Origin of the sequence: uncultured Sphingomonas sp., assembly GCF_934560975.1 — a bacterium.
Classification (GTDB): domain Bacteria; phylum Pseudomonadota; class Alphaproteobacteria; order Sphingomonadales; family Sphingomonadaceae; genus Sphingomonas_I.
On the sequence record NZ_CAKTFO010000008.1, the window covers coordinates 74166 to 99491 of the forward strand.

General features: G+C 66.9%; 19 protein-coding genes and 2 pseudogenes. 6 read left to right on the plus strand and 15 right to left on the minus strand.

The genetic code is table 11. From position 1 onward, the window contains the following. The first annotated feature begins 54 nt into the window (after positions 1 to 54). Complete coding sequence (locus Q0D93_RS07745; RefSeq protein WP_294392636.1) at positions 55 to 1152, plus strand: phosphoesterase; 1098 nt, start codon at positions 55 to 57, stop codon at positions 1150 to 1152. 58 nt (positions 1153 to 1210) lie between these two features. On the opposite strand, the gene Q0D93_RS07750 is transcribed toward Q0D93_RS07745, so the two are convergent. From Q0D93_RS07750 to Q0D93_RS07815, 14 genes and pseudogenes are all read right to left on the minus strand, one after another. Beyond that, positions 1211 to 1870, minus strand: a complete 660-nt coding sequence (locus tag Q0D93_RS07750) for a LysR substrate-binding domain-containing protein (protein ID WP_294392637.1) — start codon at positions 1868 to 1870, stop codon at positions 1211 to 1213. A 60-nt stretch (positions 1871 to 1930) separates the two neighbouring features. Further along, positions 1931 to 2143, minus strand: a pseudogene (locus tag Q0D93_RS07755) (LysR family transcriptional regulator); the annotation flags it as partial. 44 nt (positions 2144 to 2187) lie between these two features. Next, the gene (locus Q0D93_RS14870) at positions 2188 to 2325 is read right to left on the minus strand and encodes a hypothetical protein (protein WP_366510263.1); all 138 of its coding nucleotides are present in this window, start codon (positions 2323 to 2325) and stop codon (positions 2188 to 2190) included. A 183-nt stretch (positions 2326 to 2508) separates the two neighbouring features. After that, the gene (paoC, locus tag Q0D93_RS07765; RefSeq protein ID WP_294392638.1) at positions 2509 to 4728 is read right to left on the minus strand and encodes an aldehyde oxidoreductase molybdenum-binding subunit PaoC; all 2220 of its coding nucleotides are present in this window, start codon (positions 4726 to 4728) and stop codon (positions 2509 to 2511) included. 4 nt (positions 4729 to 4732) lie between these two features. Then, positions 4733 to 5680 (minus strand): xanthine dehydrogenase family protein subunit M, encoded by a 948-nt coding sequence (locus Q0D93_RS07770; protein ID WP_294392639.1) that lies wholly within the window; start codon positions 5678 to 5680, stop codon positions 4733 to 4735. Beyond that, a complete protein-coding gene (gene paoA / locus Q0D93_RS07775) occupies positions 5677 to 6315 on the minus strand; it encodes an aldehyde dehydrogenase iron-sulfur subunit PaoA (RefSeq protein WP_294392640.1) in 639 nt (212 codons plus the stop codon). Before paoA ends, Q0D93_RS07770 begins: the two co-directional genes overlap by 4 nt. Before the next feature lie 738 nt (positions 6316 to 7053). Further along, positions 7054 to 7755, minus strand: a complete 702-nt coding sequence (locus Q0D93_RS07780; RefSeq protein ID WP_294392641.1) for a hypothetical protein — start codon at positions 7753 to 7755, stop codon at positions 7054 to 7056. A 92-nt stretch (positions 7756 to 7847) separates the two neighbouring features. After that, on the minus strand, positions 7848 to 8156 hold the full coding sequence (locus tag Q0D93_RS07785; RefSeq protein WP_294392642.1) for a hypothetical protein: 309 nt from the start codon (positions 8154 to 8156) through the stop codon (positions 7848 to 7850). Between the two features lie 206 nt (positions 8157 to 8362). Beyond that, positions 8363 to 9034: a hypothetical protein gene (locus Q0D93_RS07790; RefSeq protein WP_294392643.1), complete on the minus strand. Its 672-nt coding sequence runs from the start codon at positions 9032 to 9034 to the stop codon at positions 8363 to 8365. A 165-nt stretch (positions 9035 to 9199) separates the two neighbouring features. Then, complete coding sequence (locus tag Q0D93_RS07795; RefSeq protein WP_294392644.1) at positions 9200 to 9961, minus strand: hypothetical protein; 762 nt, start codon at positions 9959 to 9961, stop codon at positions 9200 to 9202. Continuing rightward, a complete protein-coding gene (locus Q0D93_RS07800) occupies positions 9943 to 10410 on the minus strand; it encodes a hypothetical protein (protein ID WP_294392645.1) in 468 nt (155 codons plus the stop codon). The genes Q0D93_RS07795 and Q0D93_RS07800 overlap by 19 nt, the downstream gene beginning before the upstream one ends. A gap of 391 nt (positions 10411 to 10801) precedes the next feature. Further along, positions 10802 to 12535: an MOSC domain-containing protein gene (locus Q0D93_RS07805; RefSeq protein WP_294392646.1), complete on the minus strand. Its 1734-nt coding sequence runs from the start codon at positions 12533 to 12535 to the stop codon at positions 10802 to 10804. 22 nt (positions 12536 to 12557) lie between these two features. Beyond that, positions 12558 to 14303, minus strand: a complete 1746-nt coding sequence (locus tag Q0D93_RS07810) for an amidohydrolase (protein ID WP_294392647.1) — start codon at positions 14301 to 14303, stop codon at positions 12558 to 12560. 129 nt (positions 14304 to 14432) lie between these two features. After that, complete coding sequence (locus Q0D93_RS07815) at positions 14433 to 17105, minus strand: LuxR C-terminal-related transcriptional regulator (RefSeq protein ID WP_294392648.1); 2673 nt, start codon at positions 17103 to 17105, stop codon at positions 14433 to 14435. A gap of 210 nt (positions 17106 to 17315) precedes the next feature. Here Q0D93_RS07815 and Q0D93_RS07820 point away from each other — a divergent pair, with 210 nt between their 5' ends. The 4 genes from Q0D93_RS07820 (at position 17316) to Q0D93_RS07835 (ending at position 23655) form a co-directional block, all read left to right on the plus strand. Further along, positions 17316 to 18923 carry a hydantoinase/oxoprolinase family protein gene (locus Q0D93_RS07820; protein ID WP_294392662.1) on the plus strand — a complete coding sequence of 536 codons (1608 nt, stop codon included), beginning with the start codon at positions 17316 to 17318 and terminating at the stop codon, positions 18921 to 18923. Further along, entirely contained in the window at positions 18916 to 20025 is a 1110-nt protein-coding gene (locus Q0D93_RS07825; protein WP_294392650.1) for a DUF917 domain-containing protein, read from the plus strand. Before Q0D93_RS07820 ends, Q0D93_RS07825 begins: the two co-directional genes overlap by 8 nt. Then, complete coding sequence (locus Q0D93_RS07830) at positions 20022 to 21329, plus strand: cytosine permease (RefSeq protein WP_294392652.1); 1308 nt, start codon at positions 20022 to 20024, stop codon at positions 21327 to 21329. Before Q0D93_RS07825 ends, Q0D93_RS07830 begins: the two co-directional genes overlap by 4 nt. A 232-nt stretch (positions 21330 to 21561) precedes the next feature. After that, entirely contained in the window at positions 21562 to 23655 is a 2094-nt protein-coding gene (locus Q0D93_RS07835) for a TonB-dependent siderophore receptor (protein WP_294392653.1), read from the plus strand. 49 nt (positions 23656 to 23704) lie between these two features. On the opposite strand, the gene Q0D93_RS07840 is transcribed toward Q0D93_RS07835, so the two are convergent. Continuing rightward, positions 23705 to 24745 (minus strand): ornithine cyclodeaminase, encoded by a 1041-nt coding sequence (locus tag Q0D93_RS07840; protein ID WP_294392655.1) that lies wholly within the window; start codon positions 24743 to 24745, stop codon positions 23705 to 23707. A 120-nt stretch (positions 24746 to 24865) separates the two neighbouring features. Here Q0D93_RS07840 and Q0D93_RS07845 point away from each other — a divergent pair. Then, a pseudogene (locus Q0D93_RS07845) lies at positions 24866 to 25237 on the plus strand (Lrp/AsnC family transcriptional regulator); the annotation flags it as partial. Between the last annotated feature and the right edge of the window lie 89 nt (positions 25238 to 25326).

A 25326-nucleotide genomic window follows, 5' to 3' on the forward strand; every position in this document is an offset into this window, starting at 1 on the left:
CGCGGCAAGGATGGCAGGCCATGAACCCCGGCGGTGGCGAGGGGTTCTAGGCGCATGATCGGTCTGCTACACCACCTGTCCGACCCGCGACGTGCCGCCAGTGCGGGGTTCACGCAGTTTCTTGAACAATGCGGCGCGGACGGGCCGATCGTGGTGTTCTCGCACTTCGATGCCGACGGTCTGGCTGCCGCCGCGATCCTCATCCGCGCGCTCCATGCGGGCGGCCGTGAAGCGGTGCCGCTGGTCATCGGCAAGGGCGAGACGCCATGGGACGGGACGGTCGGCGCGCGCATCGCCGCGTTGAACCCGGCGGGCCTGATCGCGGCCGACCTCGGCACCCGTGCCGAGCCGATCGTCGCCGGATTGCCGACGCTGATCGTGGACCATCACTGCCCCACCGGCATCCCGGCAGGCGCAATCACGTTGAGCGGCAACGGCCTGGAACCGGAGCCGACCAGCGCGCTGATCGCCTGGTGGGCGGCCGCCGCCGTTGGCGACGTGTCCCACCTGCAATGGCTCGCCGCGCTTGGCCTGATCGGCGACATGGCCGACGAAGCCGCTTTTCCAGAACTTGCGGAGGCGCAGGCGCGTTGGGGCAAGACGGCGTTGCGCGACGCCACATCGCTCGTCAACGCGCCGCGCCGCACGGCGGCGGCCGATCCCTCACCCGCTTTGCGCCTGCTGCTGGCGGCGGATGGTCCCAAGGCCATCACCAAGGGCGACGACGCCGACGCCCATGCGCTGGCGGACGCCAAGGCGGAGGTGCGCCAGGCGGTGGAGGCTGCCAAGCGCGTTGCGCCACGCGTGGCGGGCGACGTCGCCGTGATCCTGTTCCACTCGCCGTGCCAGATCCATCCGCTGATCGCCCAGCGATGGCGCGGCAGGCTGAAGGACAAGGTCGTGATCGCCGCCAACAGCGGCTACCGCCCCGGCTGGGTCCATTTCGCGGCCCGTTCGGCAACCGGCCGCGACCTGATCGCCTTTCTGGCGGAACACCGCCCGGACGGCGCGGATTCACGCTACGGCAACGGGCATGGTCAGGCGACGGGTGGCGCGCTGCCGGTCGATCTGTGGAACCGGTTCATCGCGGACCTTGGGTTGCCGGACCAGCGGATCATCAACCCAAACGAGCAAGGCGACGCCCAAGGCTGACGCACGAGAGCTAGCCCCCGAGCTTCAGCGCAACGCGGACCGGCCCGACATGGGCGCTCTACAATCCCAGGGGACGAAGCTCACGGATCAGGTCGATCAGCAGGCGCAATCCGGCCGGAACCTGACGCCGACTGGAATAATAGATGTGGTAACCGGGACCGATAGCTGCCCACTTCTCCAGTACCAGGCGCAGTTCGCCACGTTCGACATAGCGGGCAAAGGTCGTCTCCAGACCGTACATCAGCCCCACTCCCTCGCGCGCCATCGCCAGCATCGCGCGCCCTTCGTCGACGACGACCTTGCTCGGCACGGCGATGGCGATCTCGCCCTCCGGCCCGTCAAATTCCCAGCGGTAGATGCGGCCGTCGCCAAGCCGCACGCCCAGACAATGGTGGTGTTGCAGGTCCTCCGGCCGCTCGGGCGTGCCGAACTGTTCGAGATAGCCTGGCGCCGCCGCCACCACCCAGCGCAGGTCCGCCGAAAGCCGCTGCGCAATCATGTCCTCGGGAACGGTGCCGCCGTGGCGGATGCCGGCGTCATAGCCATTGCCGATCACGTCGATCATACGGTCATGCGCCGCAATGTCGATCTCGATATCGGGATAGCGTTCGGCAAAGGTCGGCAGCACCGGGGCGAGCAGCAGCGATGCCGCTTCGGCAACGACGTTGAGACGGACACGCCCGGTCGGCGCATCACGGTAGCGGTTGAGCCTCTCCACGGCCTGGTCGATCGCGCCGAACGGATCGGATATCGCATCGCGCAGTTCCTCGCCGGCGGCGGTCAGGGTGACGCTGCGGTTGGTGCGATTGATCAGCCGGACACCCCGCCTGGCCTCCAGCCCTTTCAGCGCGTGGCTGAGTGCGGAGGCGCTGACGCCCAGTTCCAGCCCGGCCAGCTGGAAGCTGCGATGACGGGCGATGGACAGGAAGTAGGTAAGATCAGCAAGGTCGGAGCGGCTGGTTGGCCTGGGAGGTAGTCCTGCGCTACGCAGCGCCCGGCCGCAACCCGGGCGATCCCAGTGCCCCTAACCGTCGCTCAATCCCTCAGTGCATGAACGGCAGGGCCGATCGGCGTCTGGCCAAGCGGATGGGTGTGCCAGGCGGTGCGGGCACCCGGCTCGAAATGGACGCGCGCGCCCGACGCCCGCGACGGCTCGTCACGCTGGAACAGCATGGTGACGGTGGCCTTTCCGGTGAAGTTGGCGACAGGCCATCGTTGGGCTTCTGATCGGCTTGGCGCGTGATGTCGGTCGTGAACGCTTCCTCCTGCCTCCTGGCCTAGACGGGAACGGCGACGCGCACGGGGTCGCGGCCAGCGCGACCCCGTACCCGACGTCGAAGGCGCCGGCGGAACGCGTCAGGCGACGGCCGGCAGGTCGTGCAGGTGTTTGTCGAGGGTGAGGGGATATTCGCGGATGCGGACGCCGGTAGCGTTGTAAACGGCGTTTGCCACCGCTGCGCCGACGCCGCACAGGCCGAGTTCGCCGACGCCCTTGGCCTTCATCGGGTTGGCGAGCGGGTCGGCTTCGTCCAGGAACACGACCTCCTGATGGGGAATGTCGGCATGGACCGGCACTTCGTAGAGCGCGAGGTCGTGGTTGACGAACAAGCCGAAGCGCTTGTCCACCTGCAACTCCTCCATCAGCGCGCCGCCCACGCCCATGGTCATTGCGCCGATCACCTGGCTGCGCGCCGACTTGGGATTGAGGATGCGTCCCGCCGCACATACCGCCAGCATTCGCTGGACGCGGGTCACGCCGGTATAGGCATCAACGCGGACCTCCACGAAGTGCGCGCCGAAGGTGGACAGCTGCCAGCTCTTCTCCAGGTCGCCATATTCGATCTTGTCCTCGGCCGTCAGCGGCCCGGCGGCAGCGGCCTGGCTGAGTTGGGCGATGCGATTGCCGCTGGTGACCCGGCCGTCCGCGAAGGTCGTGTCGGCGGAGTTGAAGCCCAGGCGCTGGGCGACCTGCTCGCGCAGCTTCACGCACGCGGCATAAACGCCTGCGGTGGAGTTGGCCGCGCCGAACTGCCCGCCCGATCCAGCCGATATGGGATAGGACGAATTGCCGAGCCGTACCTCCACCAGCTCCAGCGGCACGCCCATCATCTCGGCCGCGGTCTGCGCCAAGATGGTGTAGCTGCCGGTGCCGATGTCGGTCATGTCGGTTTCGACTACGACCCTTCCGTCCTGCTCCAGCCGGACGCGCGCGGCGGACGCCATGTTCATGTGGTTGCGGAACGCGGCCGCGAGCCCCATCCCGACCAGCCAGCGCCCGTCGCGGACCTGGCCCGGCCTGGGATTGCGCTTCGCCCAGCCGAACCGATCCGCACCCTCGCGCAGGCAGCGCACCAGCTGGCGTTCGGAAAAGCGCCGCTTGGGGTTCTCAGGGTCAACCTGCGTGTCGTTCTTGATGCGGAACGCGACCGGATCCATGCCGAGCTTTTCGGCCATCTCGTCCATCGCCACTTCCAGCACCATCATGCCGGGCGCCTCGCCCGGCGCGCGCATGGCATTGCCCTCCGGCAGATCGAGCACCGCCAGATGCATGGAGATCTTCCGGTTTGCGCCCGCATAAAGCAGCTTGGTCTGGCTGGTGGCGGTTTCCGGCTGACCGTCCGGCTGGTCGCCCGAGCCGCTGTCGTGCGCGATCGCGGTAATTGTGCCGTCCTTGAGCGCGCCGATCTGGACATGCTGCACCGTGGCGGGGCGATGTGTCGTGTTGTTGGGGATCAGCGGGCGTTGCAGCGCCACCTTGACCGGCCGCTTGGCGGCCTTTGCCGCCAATGCCGCCATCACCGCGTCAGTGCGCAGGAACAGCTTGCCGCCGAACCCGCCGCCCACGTAAGGCGACATCAAGGTGATCTTCTCCTTGGGGATGCCGAGCGTCTTGGCAAGGTCGCCGCGCCCCCAGTCGATCATCTGGTTGGATGTCCAGACCTGCAGCGCATCGCCGTTCCACGCCGCAATGGAGGCGAACGGCTCCATCATCATGTGGCTCTGGTCGGGCGTGGTGTAATGCTGGTCGAGCTTCACCGGGGAAGCGGCGAACGCCTGCTCGAACTTGCCGACGCGGTCGATAGCGGGCGAGTGGCTGCCCTCCCCGCTGCTGCCGCCCACCAGCGGCGCGGTCTTCAACGCTTCCGCCAGGTCGAACCGGCCAGGTGCGCGGTCGTAGCGCACCCGCACCAGCCCCGCGGCGGCGCGGGCCTGCTCGAACGTTTCGGCGACCACGATCGCGATCGCCTGGTGGTAATGGTCGACGTCGGGCCCGGCGAGCAACTTCACCGTGTTGTATTTGCCCTTGCCGAGCTTGCCGGCATTGGCGGCGGTGACGATCGCCAGCACGCCGGGCGCCGCCTCTGCCTCGGCCAGGTCGACCGAGCCGATCCGGCCCTTGGCGATGCTTGCGCCGACGATATAGCCATAGGCCGCGTTCGGCACCTCCTGGTGGAACTCGTAGGCATAGGGCGCGGTGCCGGTTGTCTTGCGCGGTCCGTCGATGCGGTCATGGGCACGCCCGACCACCTTCATCTGGTCGATCGGGTTCTTGCCGGCGGGGTTCTCGAACTTCATGGGGTCAGGCCTTGCTCTCGGCGATCACGCCCGCCAGCGCGCGGGTAGCGAGCGGCAGCTTGAAGGCATTGTCCTTGGTCGGCGTCGCACCCTGGAAGGCGCGCGCGGTGACGGCGGCCGCACCCTGCGGCAGCAGCGCTTCGGCGGCTTCGACCCGCCACGGCTTGGGGGCCATGCCGCCGAACGCGACGCGGCCCGTGCCGTCCGGCTGGATCACCGCCGCAACCGATACCAGGGCATAGGCATAGGAAGCGCGGTCGCGCACCTTTTCGTAGAAATGCTTGCCGCCGAGCGGGCGCGGCAGCGTGACCGCGGTCACGAGCTCGCCGGGATGGAGGTTGGTGTCCTTTTCGGGATGGTCGCCCCACAAGCGGTGGAAGTCCGCAATCGGGATCGCGCGGCGCCCGCCGCTTGCGTCCACCGTTTCCACCACCGCGTCCAGCAGCCGCATCGCGACCGCCATGTCGCCCGGGAAGGTGGCGATGCACTTGTCGGACACCCCGATCACGCCAAGCTGCCGCGACACCCCGCCGATGGCGGCGCAGCCCGAACCGGGCTTGCGCTTGTTGCACGGCATGTTGGTGTCGTAGAAATACGGGCAGCGCGTGCGTTGGAGCAGGTTGCCCGCCGTGGACGCCTTGTTGCGAAGCTGCCCGGACGCGCCCGCCACGATCGAGCGGGTCAGCACCGCATAATCGCGCCGGACGCGCGCGTCGGCGGCAAGGTCGGTGTTGCTCACCAGCGCGCCGATGCGCAGACCGCCGTCACGCGTCTTCTCGATCTTGTCGAAGCCCAGATCCTGAACGTCGATCAGGTGCGTCGGCGTTTCCACCTCGATCTTCATCAGGTCGAGGAGGTTGGTGCCGCCCGCCAGGAACTTGGCGCCGGGCCGGGCCGCGGCCTGCGCCGCGGCGACCGGATCCTTGGCGCGCTCGTAGGTGAAAGCCTTCATGCCCGCTCTCCCGCGACTTCGGCCATCGCCTCGGCAATGTTGGAATACGCGCCGCAGCGGCAGATGTTGCCGCTCATCCGTTCGCGCAGCTCCATGTTAGTGAACTGCGGCCGGGCCGCAACGTCGGCCTGGACGTGGCTCGGCACCCCGCGCTTGATCTCGTCCAGCACGGCCACCGCCGAACAGATCTGTCCCGGCGTGCAATAGCCACACTGGTAGCCGTCATGCTTCACGAACGCCGCCTGCATCGGGTGGAGCTTGTCCGGCGTGCCCAGCCCCTCGATGGTGGTGATCTCGTCGCCTTCGTGCTGGACGGCGAGGCTCAGGCAGGAGTTGATCCGCTGGCCGTCGACCATCACCGTGCACGCGCCGCACTGGCCGTGGTCGCAGCCTTTCTTGGTGCCGGTAAGGTGCAGATGTTCGCGCAGGGCATCCAGCAAGGTGGTGCGCGGGTCCAGCATCAGCTCGCGCCGCTCGCCATTCACCTTGAAATGTACCGGCATCATCGGGGAAGCCTCCGCGGCGGGGGAAGAAACGGGAGCGGCAATGGCCGGGGCCCCCGCCACCACCGCCGTTGCCGCACTGCCAGCAAGAATGCCTCGCCGCGACAATTCAATCTCAGATAGGTCAGGCATCAGCTGCTTTTACTCTTCCGGCTGGCGGCAATCCCAAACGGGCGCGCGCGACTGGTCCAACTCGGCATCATAACGCGCCGATACGCCGATCGACCCACCTGTGCAGCTCAACGAGGCAATGAACATGATTCATCGTGAACTTGGCGCCATCGGCAGTGCTGCCCCTGTCGCCGTCGGACCGCAGGCGTTCGGGTCGAGGCATAAGGGAAGGCCACGCTCGCCCGGGTGCGCGCAGCCTCGCCGGCCTGCGGAGATGGCGGGCCATGACCCCGGCATCTATGTGCCGGGCCGGCAGCGAACAACACGGCCCGTGATTGATGCCGCAATAAAGACCCGTTCATCGTCGTCGATTAGTCAGCCCCCCCCCCGGGTTGAAGCGCCCGCACTGACGGCGGGCCATCCTTATGAAGGCATTCGGCCATCGGAAGTTTGCTGGTCCAGTATCCAGGCAGCGCGCCCGACCTCGCGGGAGCAGGATGGTGGCCGACTTCGACAGATCCTTCGCCCGCAGGGTAGCCTCCGTCACCGGAACGGCGAGCGGCATGGGCCGTGCCACCACGCTGGCATTTGCCCGCGAAGGCGCCAGCGGTCGATGCTTCCACGAGACGCGTTCGATACCGTTCAATCCGCGATATCGGATTGTTGTCGGTACGAGGGGATCACGGCCGCGTCAGGTCTGTCCAAACAACGACCTGACCCTGTCCGGGTCCCACCTCGCAGCGTGCGGCAGCGCCGACGCTACAGCGACGCGCCGGCGGTCAGATCGTACACGCGTAATCGGGGGAACACCGCTTCCAGCGCCTTGGTGTCCGGCAGGACGTAAACATAGCCCCCCTTCTTCTGGAAAAGCGGACGCACGATTTTGCCATAGAAGGCGGCGGGCACGTTGATGCAGCCAAAGGTAATGCGGTTGTCGTCCTTTTCCGGCGAGAGCATACGATCGCGGCGCTTCTCGACGCTGGCCGCGTCGGCCGGAATCGGGTGGATCGCGACGCTGTTGGCGTAATCGACCCACAGCACCCTTTGCCGCCCGGCAGCGTAGCCGAACTTGGCGAGAAAACGGCCCGCAGGCGTGGTCTTTTCGGCGGGACCGATCTCACCGAGCTTCTTGCTGCCGACGCCGGGAGAAGCATCGTCTCCGGTGGCGATGCCGATCAGCACGGGCACCTGGCCCAGGGCCAGACCATGAGCATCGTAAAGGACGAGCGATGCCGTACGCTTGTCCACGATGGCATAAGGCAGCGCATGATTGTCGCGCGCGGAGGCTATCCACCCGGCAACGCGCTGCGCCTCCGCCGAGGGCGTGATTGCCATGTCGGCAAGCGGCAGGACGACGGGCGGTGTCTGTCGCGATCTGGGCAGGGTCTTTGCAGATGGAGCAGCCGCCGCTCCGCCGGTCAGCAGCGCAAAACCGGCGAGCGCCGGAACGATCTTGATCATCCAGTCGGACGCTCCAAAAGCAGCCGTTCCCGATCGTGGGAACGGCTGCGGCAATTACTTACGATTTGACCGGCACGGATGTGGGTGCGGCATCAATGACGCGGCCGCTTGCCCCGCCGCTCCTGCTCCTGAAGACGCTGCTCGACACCATCGACGCGGCCGTTGATCTGGTCGAGCCGCTGCGCATGCTGCTGCGTCTGAGCGGATGCCGCCTGCGCCTCAGCCAGCGCCTGCTTGGCGGTGCCATCGGTCGCCTGCAACCGCGTTTCGAGCGCATCCACGCGCTGCGTCACCGGTGCGATCTGCTCGCGCACGAAGGATTTCGTGGCACAGCCGCCGAGGCTCATGGCGGTGACGAGGACAACAGCCGCAGGGGCAAGCTTGGTGAGGGATAGGTGCATCGCAATCTTCCAATAGTTAATACAGCCGGGCGAGAGAACCTGCGGACGGCCGTTGCGGCAATCCGGATAACGCCCAACCGTGCCTGACGCAGGGCGGAGCGTGCACTGGAGCAGTCCCGGCTAGAGCCTTGATTTCATTATAGTCAGATCCGCCGACATGCCGAGGGGGCAGGCTGAACTTCGACTTAACCGCGATATGCACGATGTCATTTTTTATGCCTTCGCGACCCGCCAGCGGCGAAGGGATCCAGCGGGATTCGGCTGCCATGCTCCGCCCTCGATCCAGCGGTCGCGGGCGCGTCCCGGTAGAAGGCAACGCATTTACGTAACTCCGTGACAGCCGCGCCGCTGCCTTCCAACCCGAGTTCCTCCACCGGCACGTCATCGCGCGCGACGTGGAGGAATTTGGATGCGGCGAAGGTGGCGGGGAACGACGCGCCGAAGCTGGTAACGAAGCCCTTCTTGTCGTTGGCCGCGATCCCCACGGCGAAGTGCCGGGGGAAGGATGCGTTGGACAGACGGAAGTTCAGCCTGAGCTTGTCCTGTGGCCGGATCGACCAATTGGCGTTGACGATCGTAAGCCGGTTGTCCCCGTCGACATCCAGCCCGAGCAGCAGCGTCGTTTCACCCGGCCCCTGAAAGGTCCTGGTGAGAAAGCAGCCCTGCTGGTCACTACTCGCGGACACCGTCCAGCGGCCCACATCGCGGGTGGCATAGCCTTGCGCCGGTACCGGGGCGCTCACAAGCAGCATAACGGCGAGCGGCACCAGGGACAGCATGGAGCGGCAACGCGGTCGGCGACGGAGGGGCAGCACGTCCCGTTCCTGACCGGGGAGACGATCGGCATGATGCGCGTACCTGAACGATCTGAAGCTCATCCGATCTCCTTTATCGGATGTGCGGCAACGTGTCGCCGCTTCGCAAGGCTCAATGGGTGATTGCCAACATTGCGACCGACTGCCGGCCTGCGCCTACCCGCCGCAACCGCAAAGGGCGAAGTAGACGACAGCCGCGCTCATTCAACCTCTTCGTACGCCCGCTGACTAACGCGTGTACGACAGCGTCCAACCGGGCGGCAGGTAATCGATCGACATGTAGTAATAGAGTGCGCAGGTGCCGCGACTGGTGCTGTCGCCCTTGACCAGCCCGAAGGCGACATTGCCAAGGAACACCGGCCCGCCGCTGTCACCACCCCTGCACTTCGGCCCGTCGACCGCCACCCATGTGGCCGGACAGGGCCCGGCGCAGAGGTCTCCCGCCGGTGCGAAATCGACAAAGCGGACGAGCGCGCAGCTATATCCGGTGCGCTGGCCGCGATGGCAGACGATGTCGCCAACGCGCGTACTTGCACGGTTGCGCCAGCTCGTCACGGCACGTGCCCGGTCCTCGACATCGCTCTGGAAAGCGGCCGCGAGCGGCATCGGCACGGCATGGATCTGCACGTCCTGACGGTGCGCACCCCACGCGCCGAGCAAGGTGAGCGGGATCGCCGTGCCGTCATGATCGATGAAATTCAGCGTGTCGGGGCAATGCGCGGCGGTCGTCAATGCGCTGAGGGTGCCGTCGGTGACGACAAAGCCGGACGTACACACGAAACGACGGGCTTCCTCGGCATCGCTGCCGACCACGCGACCGCCCCCCTCTACAGCCAGGTTCGCGTCCATCTCGCTCCATGTCCGCACCTCGACCGGTACGCCGGCGATTGCCGTCAGGCGGGCGGCGATCGCCTCCCTGCCCGTGTCGCCGTCGATATCGCCGGGCCGCGCCAGGATCAGCAAGGTGCCGGTCAGCGGGTCCAGCCCCATGCCGGCGGCGTCGGTAGCACGGCGCGGAGTTCGGCCTGGTGACGCTCGATCGCATCCAGCACCTGCGCACGCGTGGCGCGGGCGCCGCTCCTGAGAAGCACCGGGACGCCGAACGGCGCGGTCGCTATTTGGACGTCCGGAGCAGGCGGGCCGGCAACCACGACCACGATCCGGTAATCCGGCCGATGTTCGATGACGATCCCGGCAAGCCTGTCGCGATAGGCGTCCGCCAGTCGGTCCGTCAGCGCCACGCTGGCCTGCTGCGCTTCCAGCCGGCGCAATGCCTCCGCCAGCGTGACGTTCTCGATGCGGGCATATTCCCCGGCGTCGGCCGCCAGGGCCGCCGCGGCATCCTCGGTGGGGATGTAGGCCGATGACGAAGCCTGCGGCCTTGGCTGTGCCTGTGGCTGCGCCTGCACCTGGACCGTAGCCGCACAGGCCAGCAGCAATCACCTTCAGCCGGAACCAAACCGCAATCACGCGGCCCGCTCTAGGTGGCGCGCTTATCAATGGCCAGCGGTTGTGGTGAGTTGGTGATTCAAGCTCCGTGAGGGAGCTGGACGAGCAGCCCCTTGGACCGGCTGTACTCCATCAGATCGAACGGCATGTTGCCGACATGAGCGAGGATCCGGTTGACCATCGGGGCGACCGCCCCGTTGTCGAGGAGGTTGTCGAGATCGGCGCGCTCGAAGAAGCAGCCGTTCTCGCGAAACTCGGCCCAGGGCTGAGGGCTGAGGGCTGTGGATGAGCAGCAGGTCGACGTGATCGGTACCCAGCGCCTTCAACGATCCGTCGAAAGCTCCACCTTGCCATTTGCTTTGGCGACGCTCTGATGGATCGTCATAGATTCAGTGTCAAAGCAGGGGTGGAAGGCCGGGCGCAGCAGGTCAGGCATTGACCGGGGTCGACTGGAACATCCGGTACAGGGTCATAGCGAGTGGAACCCGTAAGCACCGGTACGGCGCATGTGCCGCACCGACCGAAACGACAAGAGAAGGGCACATCAACCCCCACGCTCTCCGCCAGTTCGAGCAACGTCAGATCTTCCGATGCATCCCAGTCCGCCACTATTCCCGAACGCGCGAAGATGACCTGTGACGACGAAATCCCCGATGCTGCGGACCCTCGCGGCGCGACGCCAAAGGCTTCGGCGAAGATCTGATCCTGCTCGACGCCCAATGCCTTGAGGGAGCCGATCACCATATCGTTGAATGACCTGGGGCCACAAACGTAGAAGTGGCTATACTCCCCCGGTTCGGAGATCGCGCCATCGGGGGAGGCGAAGGGCGTCAGCAATATCTCCTCCAGTTCCGCAACCGAGATGCGGCCGAGGCGATCAGCGGTTCGCACGTGGTCATCCTCGACGTTGCGCGTGAAATGCACTTGCCGCACGGCAAGCCGCGCTTGCGCGAGGAGGTCGTCAACCTCGTCCGCGTGAAAGGTCGCGCTCGCGTCCGTGGTCGAGTGGAGCCAGTGCACGGCAGGGGCATCGGCGCCACGCAGCACATGCGCGCGCAGCATCGACAGCAGGGGCGTCATGCCCACCCCGGCGCTTACCAGGACGACCCGGTGAAAGCTCGACCGGTCGAGAACGAACCGACCTGCGGGAGCGCGCACCTGCACCACATCTCCGACAGCCGCCTCGTCGTTGAGCCAGCGCGATCCCGGCCCCTCCTGCCGCTTCACCGTTATCCGGTAACGGTTGGGGTAAGGCTCGAACTCCGACAGGCTCCAGCTTCGCACCACCGGAGGCATCGTGGGCAACTGGACCGCGATATGCTGCCCCGCCCGAAAAGGCGCGATGGGCTTCCCGTCCGCCGCCACCAGGGTGACCGCCACGGCATCATGCCCCTGTCGCTCCAACCCGGCGATGCGAAATGCGCGCCAGCCCTGCCACCGGTTCTGGCGGGTGCGGAGGACGTCTTCCAGCAGATTGATCTTGTAGCCCAGCAATTGACGCGACGTGTCGCCGAGTTCGCGGACCTTCAGCACCTCCTGCGCGACGGGCAATTCGTCCACATGGAGATCCCCGATCATGCGTGCGACCTGTGCCACGGTGATCGTCGTGCGCCCCGCAGGCTCGATGCTGACGGGATCCCCCGCCTTGACCATGCCCGGAGTCTTCACCCGTAGGTAGACACCAACCAGGCCGGACGCCACCAGCCGCTTCAGGAACGACACCTCCTGGTCGAGACGCCAGCTGAGCTTGAAGCAGGGCGTCCGGGGCCCGGACACCTCGAACACCGCCTCTCCGCAACGGACGATGTCGCCGATGCACAATCGCGTCTCATCCAGCTCTTCCAGCGTGAGATTCTCGCCCCAGAACGCCCACGGCCATGCCGCGCGCTCCAGGCCCAGCGCACGCGTCCAATGGTCATAATGCGCGCTGTTGAACGCCAGCACATGTTCGATGTGGACGGCGGTGCGATTATTGTCCGGGCCGGACGGGCCGAAATGGATCGGCCCCACCACGGGATCGCGCACGATGGAGGTAAAGACCGGCTTGCCGTAAATGATCTCCTCACGCGGCAGCGCTGTGCTGAGCGCGCGCACAACCGGTAGGGAATTGGCCACCCGGCGGTCCGCCGCCTGCCCGTCAGCGCGCGGGCGTGTCGAGCGATCCATAGACTTCGCGACCCTGGAAGATCGTGGCGACCACCTTGGTCGTATGAATGGCGGCGGGTTTGATCCGGAACAGATCCTGGTCGAGCACCACCAGATCGGCGCTCTTGCCGACGGTGATCGATCCCGTCACCTTCTCCAGATGGTTCACATATGCCACGTTGATGGTGTAGGCCTTCAGCGCACTTTCCAGCGAAACCGCCTGTTCCGGCAGCAAGGGGGGAAGCGATCCGCCCGGCGCGACGCGGGTCAGCGCCACCTCGATCCCTTCAAGCGGGTTGGCGGAGGCCACCGACCAGTCTGCGCCATAGGCGATCCTGCCGCCCCCCTTCAGCACGCCCGCTTCCGGGTAGACGTAGCGTGTACGCACCGGCCCGATCCGTTCCAGCATCAGGGCCATGTAGGGTTCGTTGCAGGCCCATAACGGCTGGAAGATGGCGGCAACGCCCAGCTTGCCGAAGCGCGCCTGATCGGCCGGATCGATGACGTTGAGATGGGAGATCATCGGCCGCGTGTCGCTCGCCGCGCCGCCATGCGCCGCCGCGACCGCATCAAGTGCCTGGCGAACCGCCCCGTCGCCGATCGCATGGAAGTGCGACTGCATGCCCCGCTTTTCGAGGTCGGCCACCGCCTCCTTCAGGCGCGCGGCCGAAATCTGCGTCTCGCCCTTGACGTTCGTGCCTTCATAGGGCGCCAGCATGGCGGCGGTCTGTTGCGGGATCACGCCGTCCATGAAGAACTTGACCCCGTTCGCGGTCAGGCCCTTGCCGCGGGCGTCGGCGGACAGCTTCACGATGTCGGCCATCTGCTCGAACCCGCGACCATTGTCCCACTTGATGTCAAGCACGGTGTGCACGGTCAGCGCGCCGCGATCCTTGACCGCCTTGTAGGCATTGAGGTCCAGGCTGGTGCCGCCGGTCTGCCATTCCAGCATGGCGTCGTGCCACGATGTGATGCCAAGGCTGTTGAACAGCTTCGCCGTGTAGGCGATCGCCCCCTCGCGGTCGGCGTCCGTCGGGGGCGGCACCAATTTGTCGACCAGCTGCATGGCCGATTCCTCCAATCCCCCGACCGGCTCGCCGGTGGTGGGATCGCGATCGATCTTGCCGTTCACCGGATCGGGGGTGTCGCGGGTTATTCCGGCAAGCGCCAGCGCCTTGCTGTTGACCCACAGGCTGTGCCCGCCGGTGGAGGCGAAGATCAGCGGACGATCGGTGGACAGCGCGTCGAGGATGCGCTTGTTCGGGATGCCATTGGGCGGGAAAAGGCCGTCTTCCCAACCAACGCCATAGACGGCGCCGGTTCCCGGCGTTTTTGCGATGCAGGCGGCGATGGTCCTGCGGTAATCATCGACCGACTTGCCGGTGTGCAGCGAACAGCGCGCATAGCCGAGGCCGCCGAACACCGGGTGGACGTGGGCGTCGCCGAATGCGGGCATCAGGAAGCGGCCGTGGAGATCGACCATGCGAGTGGCCGGGCCGCGATAGGCGGCAACCTGCCGAACGGTGCCGACCGCGACGATGCGGCCGGCGCGCACCGCCACCGCCTCCGCCCACGGCTTGGCATCGTCGACCGTATAGACCCGCGCGCCGGTGAGGATCAGGTCGGCGGGCGCGGCGCCCTGTGCGGGCAGGCAGGTGGTCACCGATGCGCAGGCTATCGCCGCCAGCGGCGCCCACGCCCTGACCGAATGACGGACATAGCGGCGGAAAGACGGCATGCTCGGTTCAACCCCCTATGGCCGTATCGAGCGGCCGGTTCCCGGCAGGTTGGTACAGAACGGGCAGGTCCCACGCATCCTTTCCGGGGTAAGCGCGCCCTCAAGACGGGTAACGTGGCAGGGCGCGGTTCAGGTGGCGGCGGCGGGATCGACCGCAAAGCCGCGTTCGCGCGACACGCGCACGGCATCGCGACGATTGTGCACGCCGATTTTCCGGAACATCGATTTCAGCCGGTACTTCACCGTGTCCGGCGACATGCCGATCAGGCGTGCGATCTCCTTGTTGGACAGTCCGTGGCTCAGGTGGCGGAGGATGGTCACCTCGCTTTCGTTGAGCGCGTTGAGATAAGCGGGCGTGGTAGTCCGCCCGCTGATCGTCCGGGCAAGCCCGCGCAGGAACTGGTTGCGGAACCGGTCCGCATCACCGCCGCGGGCCACCGCTTCGTCGATGGCATTACGGGTGAAAGGGTGGAGATCCAGGAACGGCCGCTTCAGGTTCTGGAACATGGCCGTGCCGACCGCCTCGTCGAACAGCGCCTGCGCGCGCATGCCGTCGCCCGTGCGCGCATACGCTTCGGCCAGCAGGATGCTGACGTCGACCAGCAGCCGCCCCGCGCCATGCTGTTTTCCCCACCGCCGCAACTGACGCAGGGCGTCGCCCGCGCCCACCGCATCGTCGGCGGCGAGCAGCAGCTTGATCCGCGCCAGCGTCGCCGCCACCGCCACCGGGCGATAGCGCGGGGATTCGTGCCCCATCGTCTCCGCCAGCGCATCCAGGCCGATCGCCTCCGCCAACTGCCTGGCGCCGGCAAGGTCGGTCGCGTGATCGATCAGGATGTCGACCTCACACAGGGTAGCGAGCAGTTCGAGTTGGGGGAGCCTGCGCCGGCTCGCCAGCCGCCGCGCGCGGGCGAGCAGCAGGCGCGCGCCTTCCAGGTTGCCGCCCGCCGCCGTGGCACGCGCGGCGGTGCCATAGGCGGCGTTGTACACATCGACCCAGCCGTCCGATTGCTCCATGTGCGGCAGCGCCCAGTCGAGCAGCGCCATCGCGTCCGATCCCCGGTCCTGCTCGAACAGCAGCTCCGCCTCGAACGCGGCGCAGTTCGCGGCAAGGTCGGATTGCTTGCCGTAGGCGGCGTGGATCGACTGCTGCGTCGACGCCAGGATGATGGCGGCGTCGCTGATCCGCCCTTGCGCGCGGCGGATGCGTGCCTCCCCGAAATGCGTGAACAGTTCCGAATAGAGTGAGCCCAGCGCCCGGTAATGGTCACGCGCCGCCAGCGTCGGCTCCAGCGCGCGTTCCAGCCACCCACCCTCGACATAGCGCGCGCCCAGCACCTCCATGCCGTTGGCGAGCACGAGGTGGTCGTAGGACGGCAGAGTACGCAGCAGCGCCTCGCGCTCCAGCAGGTCGTCGAACGCCACCGGCAGATTGTGGTAATCGGCCAGCGTATCGCCCACCACCCGCACCTCGATCCAGGCATCGGCGGACAGGTCGGCCGTGGCGGGCGCGGCGGTGAAAAGGTCATAATCCGCCTGCGCCGCCGCCATTTCACCGCGCTTGATCTGCAGGTAGATGCGCGCCAGCCGCAACCGCCAGCGCGTGTCCGCAATCCCTGCCGGCAGGGCCGTCAGCCCGCGTTCGACCGCGCTCTGCAATCCCTGCGGGATCAGGCGCCAGCCGCCGGCATCCTCCATGATGTCCGCCAGCAGCGTGTCGTCGCCGGCATGAAGCGCATGGTTGATCGCGTCCACCACATGGCCGCGATCCGCGAAGAAGCGTGCCGCCCGCCAGTGCATCGCGCGAAACAGCCCGCGATCCTGCCGCGCCAACCGCTCGCGCAGGTATTCCGCGAACAGCTGGTGATACCGGTAGGCGCTGCGATCCGCGGTGAGCGGGGTCAGCACCACCCCCTGCTGCTCCAGCCGTTCCAGCACCAGCCACCCGTCCTGACGGTCGCACAGCAGGTCCACAGTCTCGCCGGTCAGCCGATCGAGCACAGCCGTGCGCAGCAACACGTCCTGCACGCCCTCCGGCAGCGCCATCACCACCTGTTCGGACAGATATCGCGCCAGTTCCGGGCTGGGTCCGCCAATATGTTCGGCCAGCGTGTGGCGGTCCGCGCCGCGCTTGATGGACAGCGCCGCCAGTTGCAGCGCGATCGGCCAGCCTTCGGTGCGCGCCATCATCCGCGCGACGTCGCCCTCGTCCAGCGCGACCTGCTGGTCGAGCAATGCGCCCGCCTCCTCCGCCGAGAACTTCAGGTCGTCCGTGGTGAGTTCCAGAAGCTGATCGGCGGCCGCCAGCGCCGACTGGCCCAGCCATGGATAATCCCGCGACGAGATGACGAAGTGGGTGTTGGCCGGCGCCAGGCGGATCAACGACTTCAGGAACTCGATCGCGGCCGGATTGTCCGCGCGGTGCAGGTCGTCGAAGATCAGCACGACCTGCCGCGTGTCCTGCGCCAGCCGGCTGATGATCGCCGACAGGGCCGCGCGCGGCGGCAGGTCGATCAGGCTCTGTTCCGCCTCCACGTCCAGCGCCAGCGCGACATATTGCGCCATCCGCACGGCGTCGGTGTCCTCATGCTCCAGGGTCAGCCAGGCGGTGCGCACGCCGCGTGCGTCGATCTGCTCGCGCCATTGCGACAGCAGGCTGGTCTTGCCATACCCCGCCGGCGCGTGAAGCAATGTCAGCCGCTTGCCGAGCGCCGCGTCGATGCGCGCCAGCAGCACGTCGCGTCGCACCTGATTGCCGAGCCAGGCCGGCGGTGCAATCCTGGTGTGAATCAGTTCGCTCACCGCGCTGCCGTCATACTCCCCAATGACAACGAAGGCGGGAACATGACCCAGCCTGCGTGCCGGCGCAAGCGCGAGTGGCGGCTTACCCGATCGCCGCCGGTCCTTACCCGCGCCCGCGCCCGCCCGCCCCACCGTGGTTGTTGCGCCGGGCGGTTGCCCAAACCTACTCCACAGGTCCGGTCGAATGGAGTGCTGCCGTTGCGGATAGGGGTGGATGTCGGGGGCACGAACACCGACGCGGTTCTGATGAGGGGCCGAGAGGTGGTGGCCTGGACCAAGCAGCCGACCTCGGCCGATGTCGGAACGGGCGTCGCCTCGGCCATTTCGCAGATCCTGGGTGAAGCGCAAGCGCGCCCGGGCGACATCCGGGCGGTGATGATCGGCACTACCCAGTTCACCAACGCGCTGGTCGAACGCGACCGGCTCGACCATGTGGGCGTGCTGCGGCTGGCGAGCCCATCGGGCGACGCGCTGCCACCGCTGACCGGCTGGCCCGAGGCGTTGGTGGATCGGATCGGCGGCCCCATCTTTCTCCTTCCCGGCGGCTACGAGGTCGACGGGCGGGAAATGGCGCCGTTCGATGCCGATCGCGTCCGCGCCGCCGCCGCCGAACTGCGCGCGCGGAACGTGCGTGCCGTCGCGATCAGCAGCGCCTTCGCCCCGCTCAATCCCGCGATGGAGGAGCGCGCCGCCGCGATCGTGCGAGAGGAAGTGCCCGGTGCCGCGATCAGCCTGTCGCATCAGGTCGGCCATCTGGGCTTTGTGGAGCGGGAGAATGCGGCCATCCTCAACGCCGCTTTGTCCACGCTGGCGCGCCATGTGGTTGCCGCGTTCGAGCGGGTGATTGCCGACCTCGGCATTACGGCGTCGCTCTACATTTCGCAGAATGACGGCACACTGATCTCGGCAAAGCAGGCGGCGGCCTATCCGGTGATGACGATCGGCTCCGGCCCGACCAACAGCATGCGCGGCGCCGCTTTCCTGACTGGAACAATGGACGCCATCGTCCTCGATGTCGGCGGCACCACCACCGACATCGGCGTGCTGGCGGGCGGCTTCCCGCGCGAATCGTCGGTCGCGGTGGACATTGGCGGCGTGCGCACCAATTTCCGAATGCCCGACATCCTCGCGATCGGGCTGGGCGGGGGCACGCGGGTCCATCTCGACGCCGGGCTCCACACGGATGGCGGGATCGCGCGGGATGCGCTGCGCCTCGGCCCCGACAGCGTCGCCTTTCGCATCACGGAGGAGGCGTGGCTGTTCGGCGGGTCGACCCTGACCACCAGCGACGTGGCGGTTGCCGGCGGACGCGCTGCCTTTGGGGATCCACAGCGTCTGTCGGCCCTGTCGCACCGCGTCATCGACGCGGTGCTGGCCGAAGGCGACCGGATGATCGAGGACGGTGTCGATCGGATGAAGACCGCCCGGGGCGAGGTGGTCGTGCTGGCGGTCGGCGGCGGCGCATTTCTCGTGCCGGACACGCTGCGCGGCGCGACGCGGGTCATCCGCCCGCCTTATGCCGCGGTCGCCAACGCCGTCGGGGCCGCCATCGCGCAGGTCGGCGGGCAGGTCGAGCAGATCGTCAATTACGAGGTCGAACCGCGCGAACAGGCGCTCGCCCGTCTCCGCCGCGAAGCCGAGCACAGGGTGGTTCTGTCCGGCGGCGCACCCGCCCGCGCGGCCATCGTCGATGTCGAGGAAACGTTCCTCAGCTACCTGCCCGGCCGCTCCGCCCAGGTCCGCGTCCGCGCGGCGGGCGATCTGGAGCTGGCCGGCGCCGAACCCGCCTCCAGCGAGAAGCAGCACTCCTATGCCTAGCACCAGCATCGATCGCACGGCCCTGGGCGATCTTGCCCGCGGGGCCGCTTTCCTTGGCTCGGGCGGTGGCGGCGACCCCTATTACGGGCAGTTGCTGGGCGAGGCGGAGATTGCACGCAGCGGCCCCTTTACGCTGATCGACGCGGCCGCACTGCCGGACGACGCGCTCGTCGCACCGTGCGGCTGGATCGGCGCGCCGACCGTCTCCCTCGAAAAGCTGCCGGCGGGGGACGAGGCGGTGAACGGCCTCCGCCGGCTGGAAGCGATCATGGGCCGGCGGATCGACGCGCTGATGCCGATCGAAATCGGCGGCAGCAACGGCCTCGCTCCCCTTCTCGCCGCCGCCCGGCTCGGCGTGCCGGTGCTGGACGCCGACGGGATGGGACGCGCCTTTCCGGAATCGCAGATGGCCATCCTCAACATCCACGGTCTGTCCGCCTGCCCGTCGATCGTTACCGCCGCCGACGGCACGCTCGCCGTGATCGAAACGCCCGACAATCTGGCCCACGAACGGGTAGCGCGCAGCCTGTCGGTGGCACTGGGGGGGATCGCGCACATGGTGGAATATCCATTGTCGGGGGCGAACGCCAAGGCCCATGCGATCCCGGCAAGCGTCTCGGCCGCGATCGCGATCGGCGCGGCCATGCGCCGCGCGCGGGAGGACAGCGAGGATCCGTTCGCGGCCCTTTACGCCGCGCTCCGCGCGTCCGGCCTGTACGCTCATGCCGGCAGTCTGTTCGACGGCAAGATCGTGGACCTCGAACGGCAGACGGAAGGCGGTTTTTCGATCGGCACGGTCGTGATCGACGCCTTTGACAGCGATCGCCGCATGACCGTGCGGTTCCAGAACGAAAATCTGCTCGCGCGCGAGGGTGATGTGGTTCGCGCGATGACGCCCGACCTCATCACCGTAATGGACCTCGAAACCGCCGACAGCATCACCACCGAACGCCTCAAATACGGCCAGCGGGTCCGCATCGTCGCCGCCGCCGCGCCGGCCGCGCTGCGGACGGAACGCGCGCTTCGCTTCGTCGGCCCGCGCGCGTTCGGCCTCGATCTGGATTACCGGCCGGTCGAACAGCTGAACGGATGGACGGCGTGAGCGGAGCGGACGACCAATATGCTCACGGTCCGGTGCCGGCCGGCGTGACCGTGCCGGGCTGGCGCGTCGGCCTGATCGTCGCCAGTTTCTCCATCGGCCTGCCCGATTTCCTGAACGGCGCGCACAATGCGCTGGCTTTGGGGCTGGGACGGGCCGTCCTGGCGGCGCTGATCGCGGGCGCGGTGCTGTGCATCGGCGGCTGCCTGACCGCCACCGTCAGCGTCCGCTCGCGCCTGTCGACCTATCTCCTCACCCGCCGCTCGTTCGGCACGCGTGGGGCGGCGCTGATCAACGTCGTGGTCGCGCTGATCCACTTCTGCTGGTTCGGGGTCAACGCCTCCTTCTTCGGCGAAGCGGTGGGCGCCGCCGCCGCCGCCAACGGCCTGCCGTCCAGTTTCCCGCTGATGGTGGTGATCGGCAGCGTGCTGATGACCGTGTCGACCATGATCGGCTTCCGCGCGCTCGACCGGTTGGCGATGCTGGCGGTGCCGGTGCTGGCGGCGGTGCTGGTGGCGGTGGTATGGGCCACGGTCGGCGCGCACGGAGTGGTGACCGCGCCCTCGCCGCATCCGCCCGAACCGATGCGCCTGGGCATCGCGGTGTCGGCGCTGATCGGCGCCTACATGCTGGCGGTCGCGACCATGCCGGACCTGACCCGCTTCGTCCGCACGCGGCGGGGCGCGCTGTCGGCAATGGCGATCTCCTTCCCGATCGCGACGCCGCTGATGATGACCGCAGCGGCCATTCCTGCGCTCGCGACCGGGGAGACGAGCCTGATGAAGCTTGTGCAGACCTCCGGCTTCGGCACGGCGGTCCTGTTCCTGCTGGTGCTGCCGACGTGGACCATCAACGCGCTCAACCTGTATTCGGCCAGCCTGTCGCTCAGCACGACCTTCCCGGCGGTGCGTCAGTGGATCTTTGTCGTGACGGGGGGCGTGGTCGGCACGGTGTTCGCGCTGCTCGGCATTCTGGACGCATTCATCCCGTTCGTGCTGTTCCTGGGCCTCATCATCCCGCCGATCGCGGCCATCTATGTGATCGACGGCTTCACCCGCTTCCGAAATGTCGACGCGGCGCGTTCGCTGGACGGCATCGGGGCGGTGCGGTGGACACCGCTGCTGGTCTGGATCGGGTCCGCGCTGGTCGCATCGCTTGCCGCCTACACCGACTGGTCGCTGACGCGCGTGCCGGCGCTGGATGCGACATTGGTGGCGGCGGTCGCCTATCTGCTGGCGCTACGGTGGGAAAGGACGAGCGGCCGGGCGCCCCGATGGCGCGCGCCGGCGGGCGCCGCGCGTCGCTGAACGCCGGTGCGGTCGCATGTGGGGGCATGATTACCCGTTTAGCCCTCCTCTTACCCCTCAAAGACCATGATGTTGTCGGCAGACTGATCTTGAATGTGTCCGGGTGACGAAAGCCAAAGGCAAGCACCTTCTAGGCAACCTGCAGGGGAACCAGGGAGTACAAGGGATGAAGCGGACCACTTGTGGCCACAGGGCTCGAACGATCCGGTTGGCACTAATGGCGACATGTTACATGATTGCGTCGCCCCCCATGGCCCATGCGCAGGATGCGACGGCCACACCCAAAGACGCCGTCGCTGAGGATGCGCATGCCGAGGGTGACGTGGTCATCACCGGCGCGCGCGCCGTGGCCGCGACCAAGACCGACACGCCGCTGATCGAAGTGCCGCAGGCGATCAGCGTCATCACAGCGCAGGAGTTCAAGGACCGCACGGTCGTCGATTTCCAGGACATCTACCGCTACAGCGCGGGTGTTTCCGCCAACAACAGCGTCGATTCCCGCGGTGACTTCGTAGTGACGCGCGGCTTCGACGCGGCGCAATATGTCGACGGGCTGAAGCGGATGCCCGACTTCATCTACGGCGCGCGGCTGGAACCGTTCACGCTGGAACGGGCGGAAGTGCTGCGTGGGCCGTCGTCGGTGCTGTACGGTGCCGGCGGCCCCGGCGGCGTCCTCAACGGCGTCAGCAAAGTGCCGCAATTCGAGTTTGCCGGCCTGGCGGGCATCACCGGCGGTACGGACAAGCGCATCCAGGGCCAGATCGACATAACGGCACCGCTGACGGAGAATGTCGCCGCCCGCTTCGTCGGCGTGGCGCGCAATGCCCAGAACCAGTGGCACCTTCCCGACGACCGCGTGCTCGTCAATCCGTCGCTTCGTTTCCGCTTCGGTACAGGCACGGACATCACGCTGATCGGCCTCTACCAGAAGGACAAGCAGGGCTCGCTCGGCTACGTGCTGCTGGACAATTCGCGGCTCAACACCGATCGCTCGCGCCGCGTGAAGTTCGATTTCTTCGCGGGGGAACCCGATTTCTCGGGCATGGACACCGAATATTCGGTGGCCAGCATCATCGTGAACCAGCGGTTCGGCGACAACGTCTCGTTCCGCAGCGCGTCGCGCTATAGCGACATGAACACCGATTATCAGGAAGTCCTGCCGCGTTATCTGGCCAATCCGTTCGCCGATGCCGCGCGGACGGAGCTGCGGCGCGAATTCTACGTCAATTACGAAAACAGCCGCGTCTTCAACAGCGACAACAACCTGTCCGCGACGCTCAACATCGGCCCGCTCGAAAACAAGTTGCTGGCAGGCGCGGACTACACCTGGTTCAAGCAGAGCAAGAACGAAGGATTTTCCTACGACGATCTGGTCATCCCAGGATCGTTTCCCTACCCGTCGCCGCCGCCGATCAATATCTTCAACCCGCAATATGGCGCGCCAATCAACACCGGCGCGTTCAACTTCCTCGATTACAAAAGCAGCCAGATCGGCCTCTATTTGCAGGATCAGATCAGCTACGCCGACCGGGTCCATGTCGTGCTGGGCATCCGACGCGACCGCGCCACGTCCGAACGGAACGGGGTGAAGGAGGATGCGCAGGTCAAATGGTCGTTCCGCGGCGGCATCATCGCCGAGGTGGTCGATGGCATCTCCCCCTACTTCAACTATGCAGAATCGTTCCTGCCGGTGCCCGGCGGCGACTTTTACGGCAATGCCTTCAAACCCCGCGTCGCACGCCAGTATGAAGGCGGCGCCAAGTGGGAGCCGATCCACGGCGCATTGTTGAGCGTCGCCTATTTCGACATTAAGGAAAGCAACTACGTCTCGCAGGATCCGGTCAATATCCAGAACTTCATCCAGGGCGGCACCGTCGGATCGAAGGGCGTCGAGGCGGAGGCGGTAATCCGCATCCCGCAGAATTTCGACGTCACCGCGTCCTACACCTACGTCAACGCCAAGGCGCTGACCGCCAGCTCGACCGTGGCGGCGGGCGACCGCATTTCCGGGCAGCCGCGCCAGCTGGCCAGCGTCTGGGGATCCAAGACGGTCGAACTGGCGAACGATTGGGTGCTGCGCGCGGGTGCGGGCGTGCGCTACATCGGCAACAAGATCGACGCGAGCCAGACATTCCTGACCCCGTCGGTCACGCTGGTCGACGGCATGCTGTCCGCGTCCAGGGGCCCCTGGCTGGCGTCGATCAATGCCAGCAACCTGTTCAACGTCAAATATTACGACATCTGCTCGGTCTTCACCGCCGACAACGGCCATTGCACGCCCGCCAAGGACCGCACCCTGGTCGCGACCCTTACCCGACGCTTTTAGGGGTAAACCGGGCCGGCCACCGCCGGCTCGGTCTTGCGGCGCCGGCCGCTCACGCCGCGCGTGCCTCCACCGGCTCCGCTGCACCGCGCAGCAGCCCGAACAGGTCGCGCGGGTCCGTCGGCGCGGTCAGCAGGTCGAGGGTGCGGTGGAACCGTGCGTCGTGCGTTTGCGCATACAGGTAGCGCAGTGCGGAGAAGTCCTCGACCGCGAAACCGACCGAATCAAACAGTGTGATCTCGTCGCGGCTGCGGCGGCCCAGCGCCTGGCCCGCCAACACCTGCCACAATTCGGTGACCGGAAAGTCCGCCGGCATCTGCTGGATCTCACCCTCGATCCGGGTCTGCGGGGCATGTTCGACGAAGACGCGCGCGCGGTCGAGGATCGCGGGCTGCAATTCGGTCTTGCCCGGACAGTCGCCGCCCACCGCATTGATGTGCACCCCGCCGCCGATCATGTTGTCGGACAGGATGGTCGCGCGCCGCTTGTCCGCGGTCACGGTGGTGATGATGTCTGCGCCCTGCACCGCATCAGGCGCGGATGCCGCGACCTCGATCGACAGGCCATGGCCTGCCATGTTGCGCAGGAACTTGGCCGTCGCCGCCGGATCAATATCATGGACGCGCAGGTGGGTGATGCCGATCCGGTCGGCGAACGCGACCGCCTGGAACTCGGCCTGCGCGCCCAGCCCGATCAGCGCCATGGTGCGCGCATCGGACCGGGCAAGATGGCTGGCCGCGAGCGCCGAGGTGGCGGCGGTCCGCAATGCCGTCAGCAACGTCATTTCGGCCACCATCACCGGATATCCGGTGGCGACGTCCGCCAGCACGCCGAAACCGGTAACCGTCTGCAATCCAGCCTGAAAATTGGCCGGGTGCCCGTTCACATACTTGAAGGCGAAGGCGTTCGCGTCAGCGGTCGGCATCAGCTCGATCACTCCGGTCGGCGAATGGGCGGCATAGCGCGGCGATTTGTCGAAATCGTTCCAGCGCACGAAATCATGCTCGATTGCGTCCGACAAGTCGCGGATGATCCGCGCGACGCCCTGTTCCGCCACCAGATCGATAACGTGCTTCACCTCGACAACCCGCATGCTCGTTCTCCCCGATTTACCAGAGGTGTAAGATGCAGACGTGCCGCCCGATACTGACAGGTAGAGACAAAGTGCCTGCCCGCGTTGACAATATGCCCGCCGCCGATAGGCACATTGTTCATGCAGGATCTGGATGCAATCGATCGTCGCCTTGTTGCGGCGTTGCGCGCGGATGGCCGTGCGCCCGTCGCGCGCCTGGCGCAGCAACTGCAACTGTCCCGCGCCACCGTTGAAAAGCGGATCGCGCGCATGGTCGATGGGGGCACCATCCTGGGCTTCACCGTGCGCGCGCGCGATCATGGCGGGGCGGGTGTGCGCGCGGTGATGCTGATCGAAGTGGCGGGCCGTTCCACCAGCGCCGTAATCCGCAGCCTCAAGACCTTGCCCGAGCTGGAGGCGCTGCACACCACCAACGGCGGGTGGGATCTGATCGCCGACATCTACACCGCCTCGCTCGCCGATTTCGATCGTTTGCTGCGGGAGGTGCGCAGCATCGATGGTGTGCTAGGTCGTAGACTCATAAGCTCGGAGCCACAGCCGCATTGAGGCAAGCTGGACCATGGCGAGGAAGTTGGTGGCGA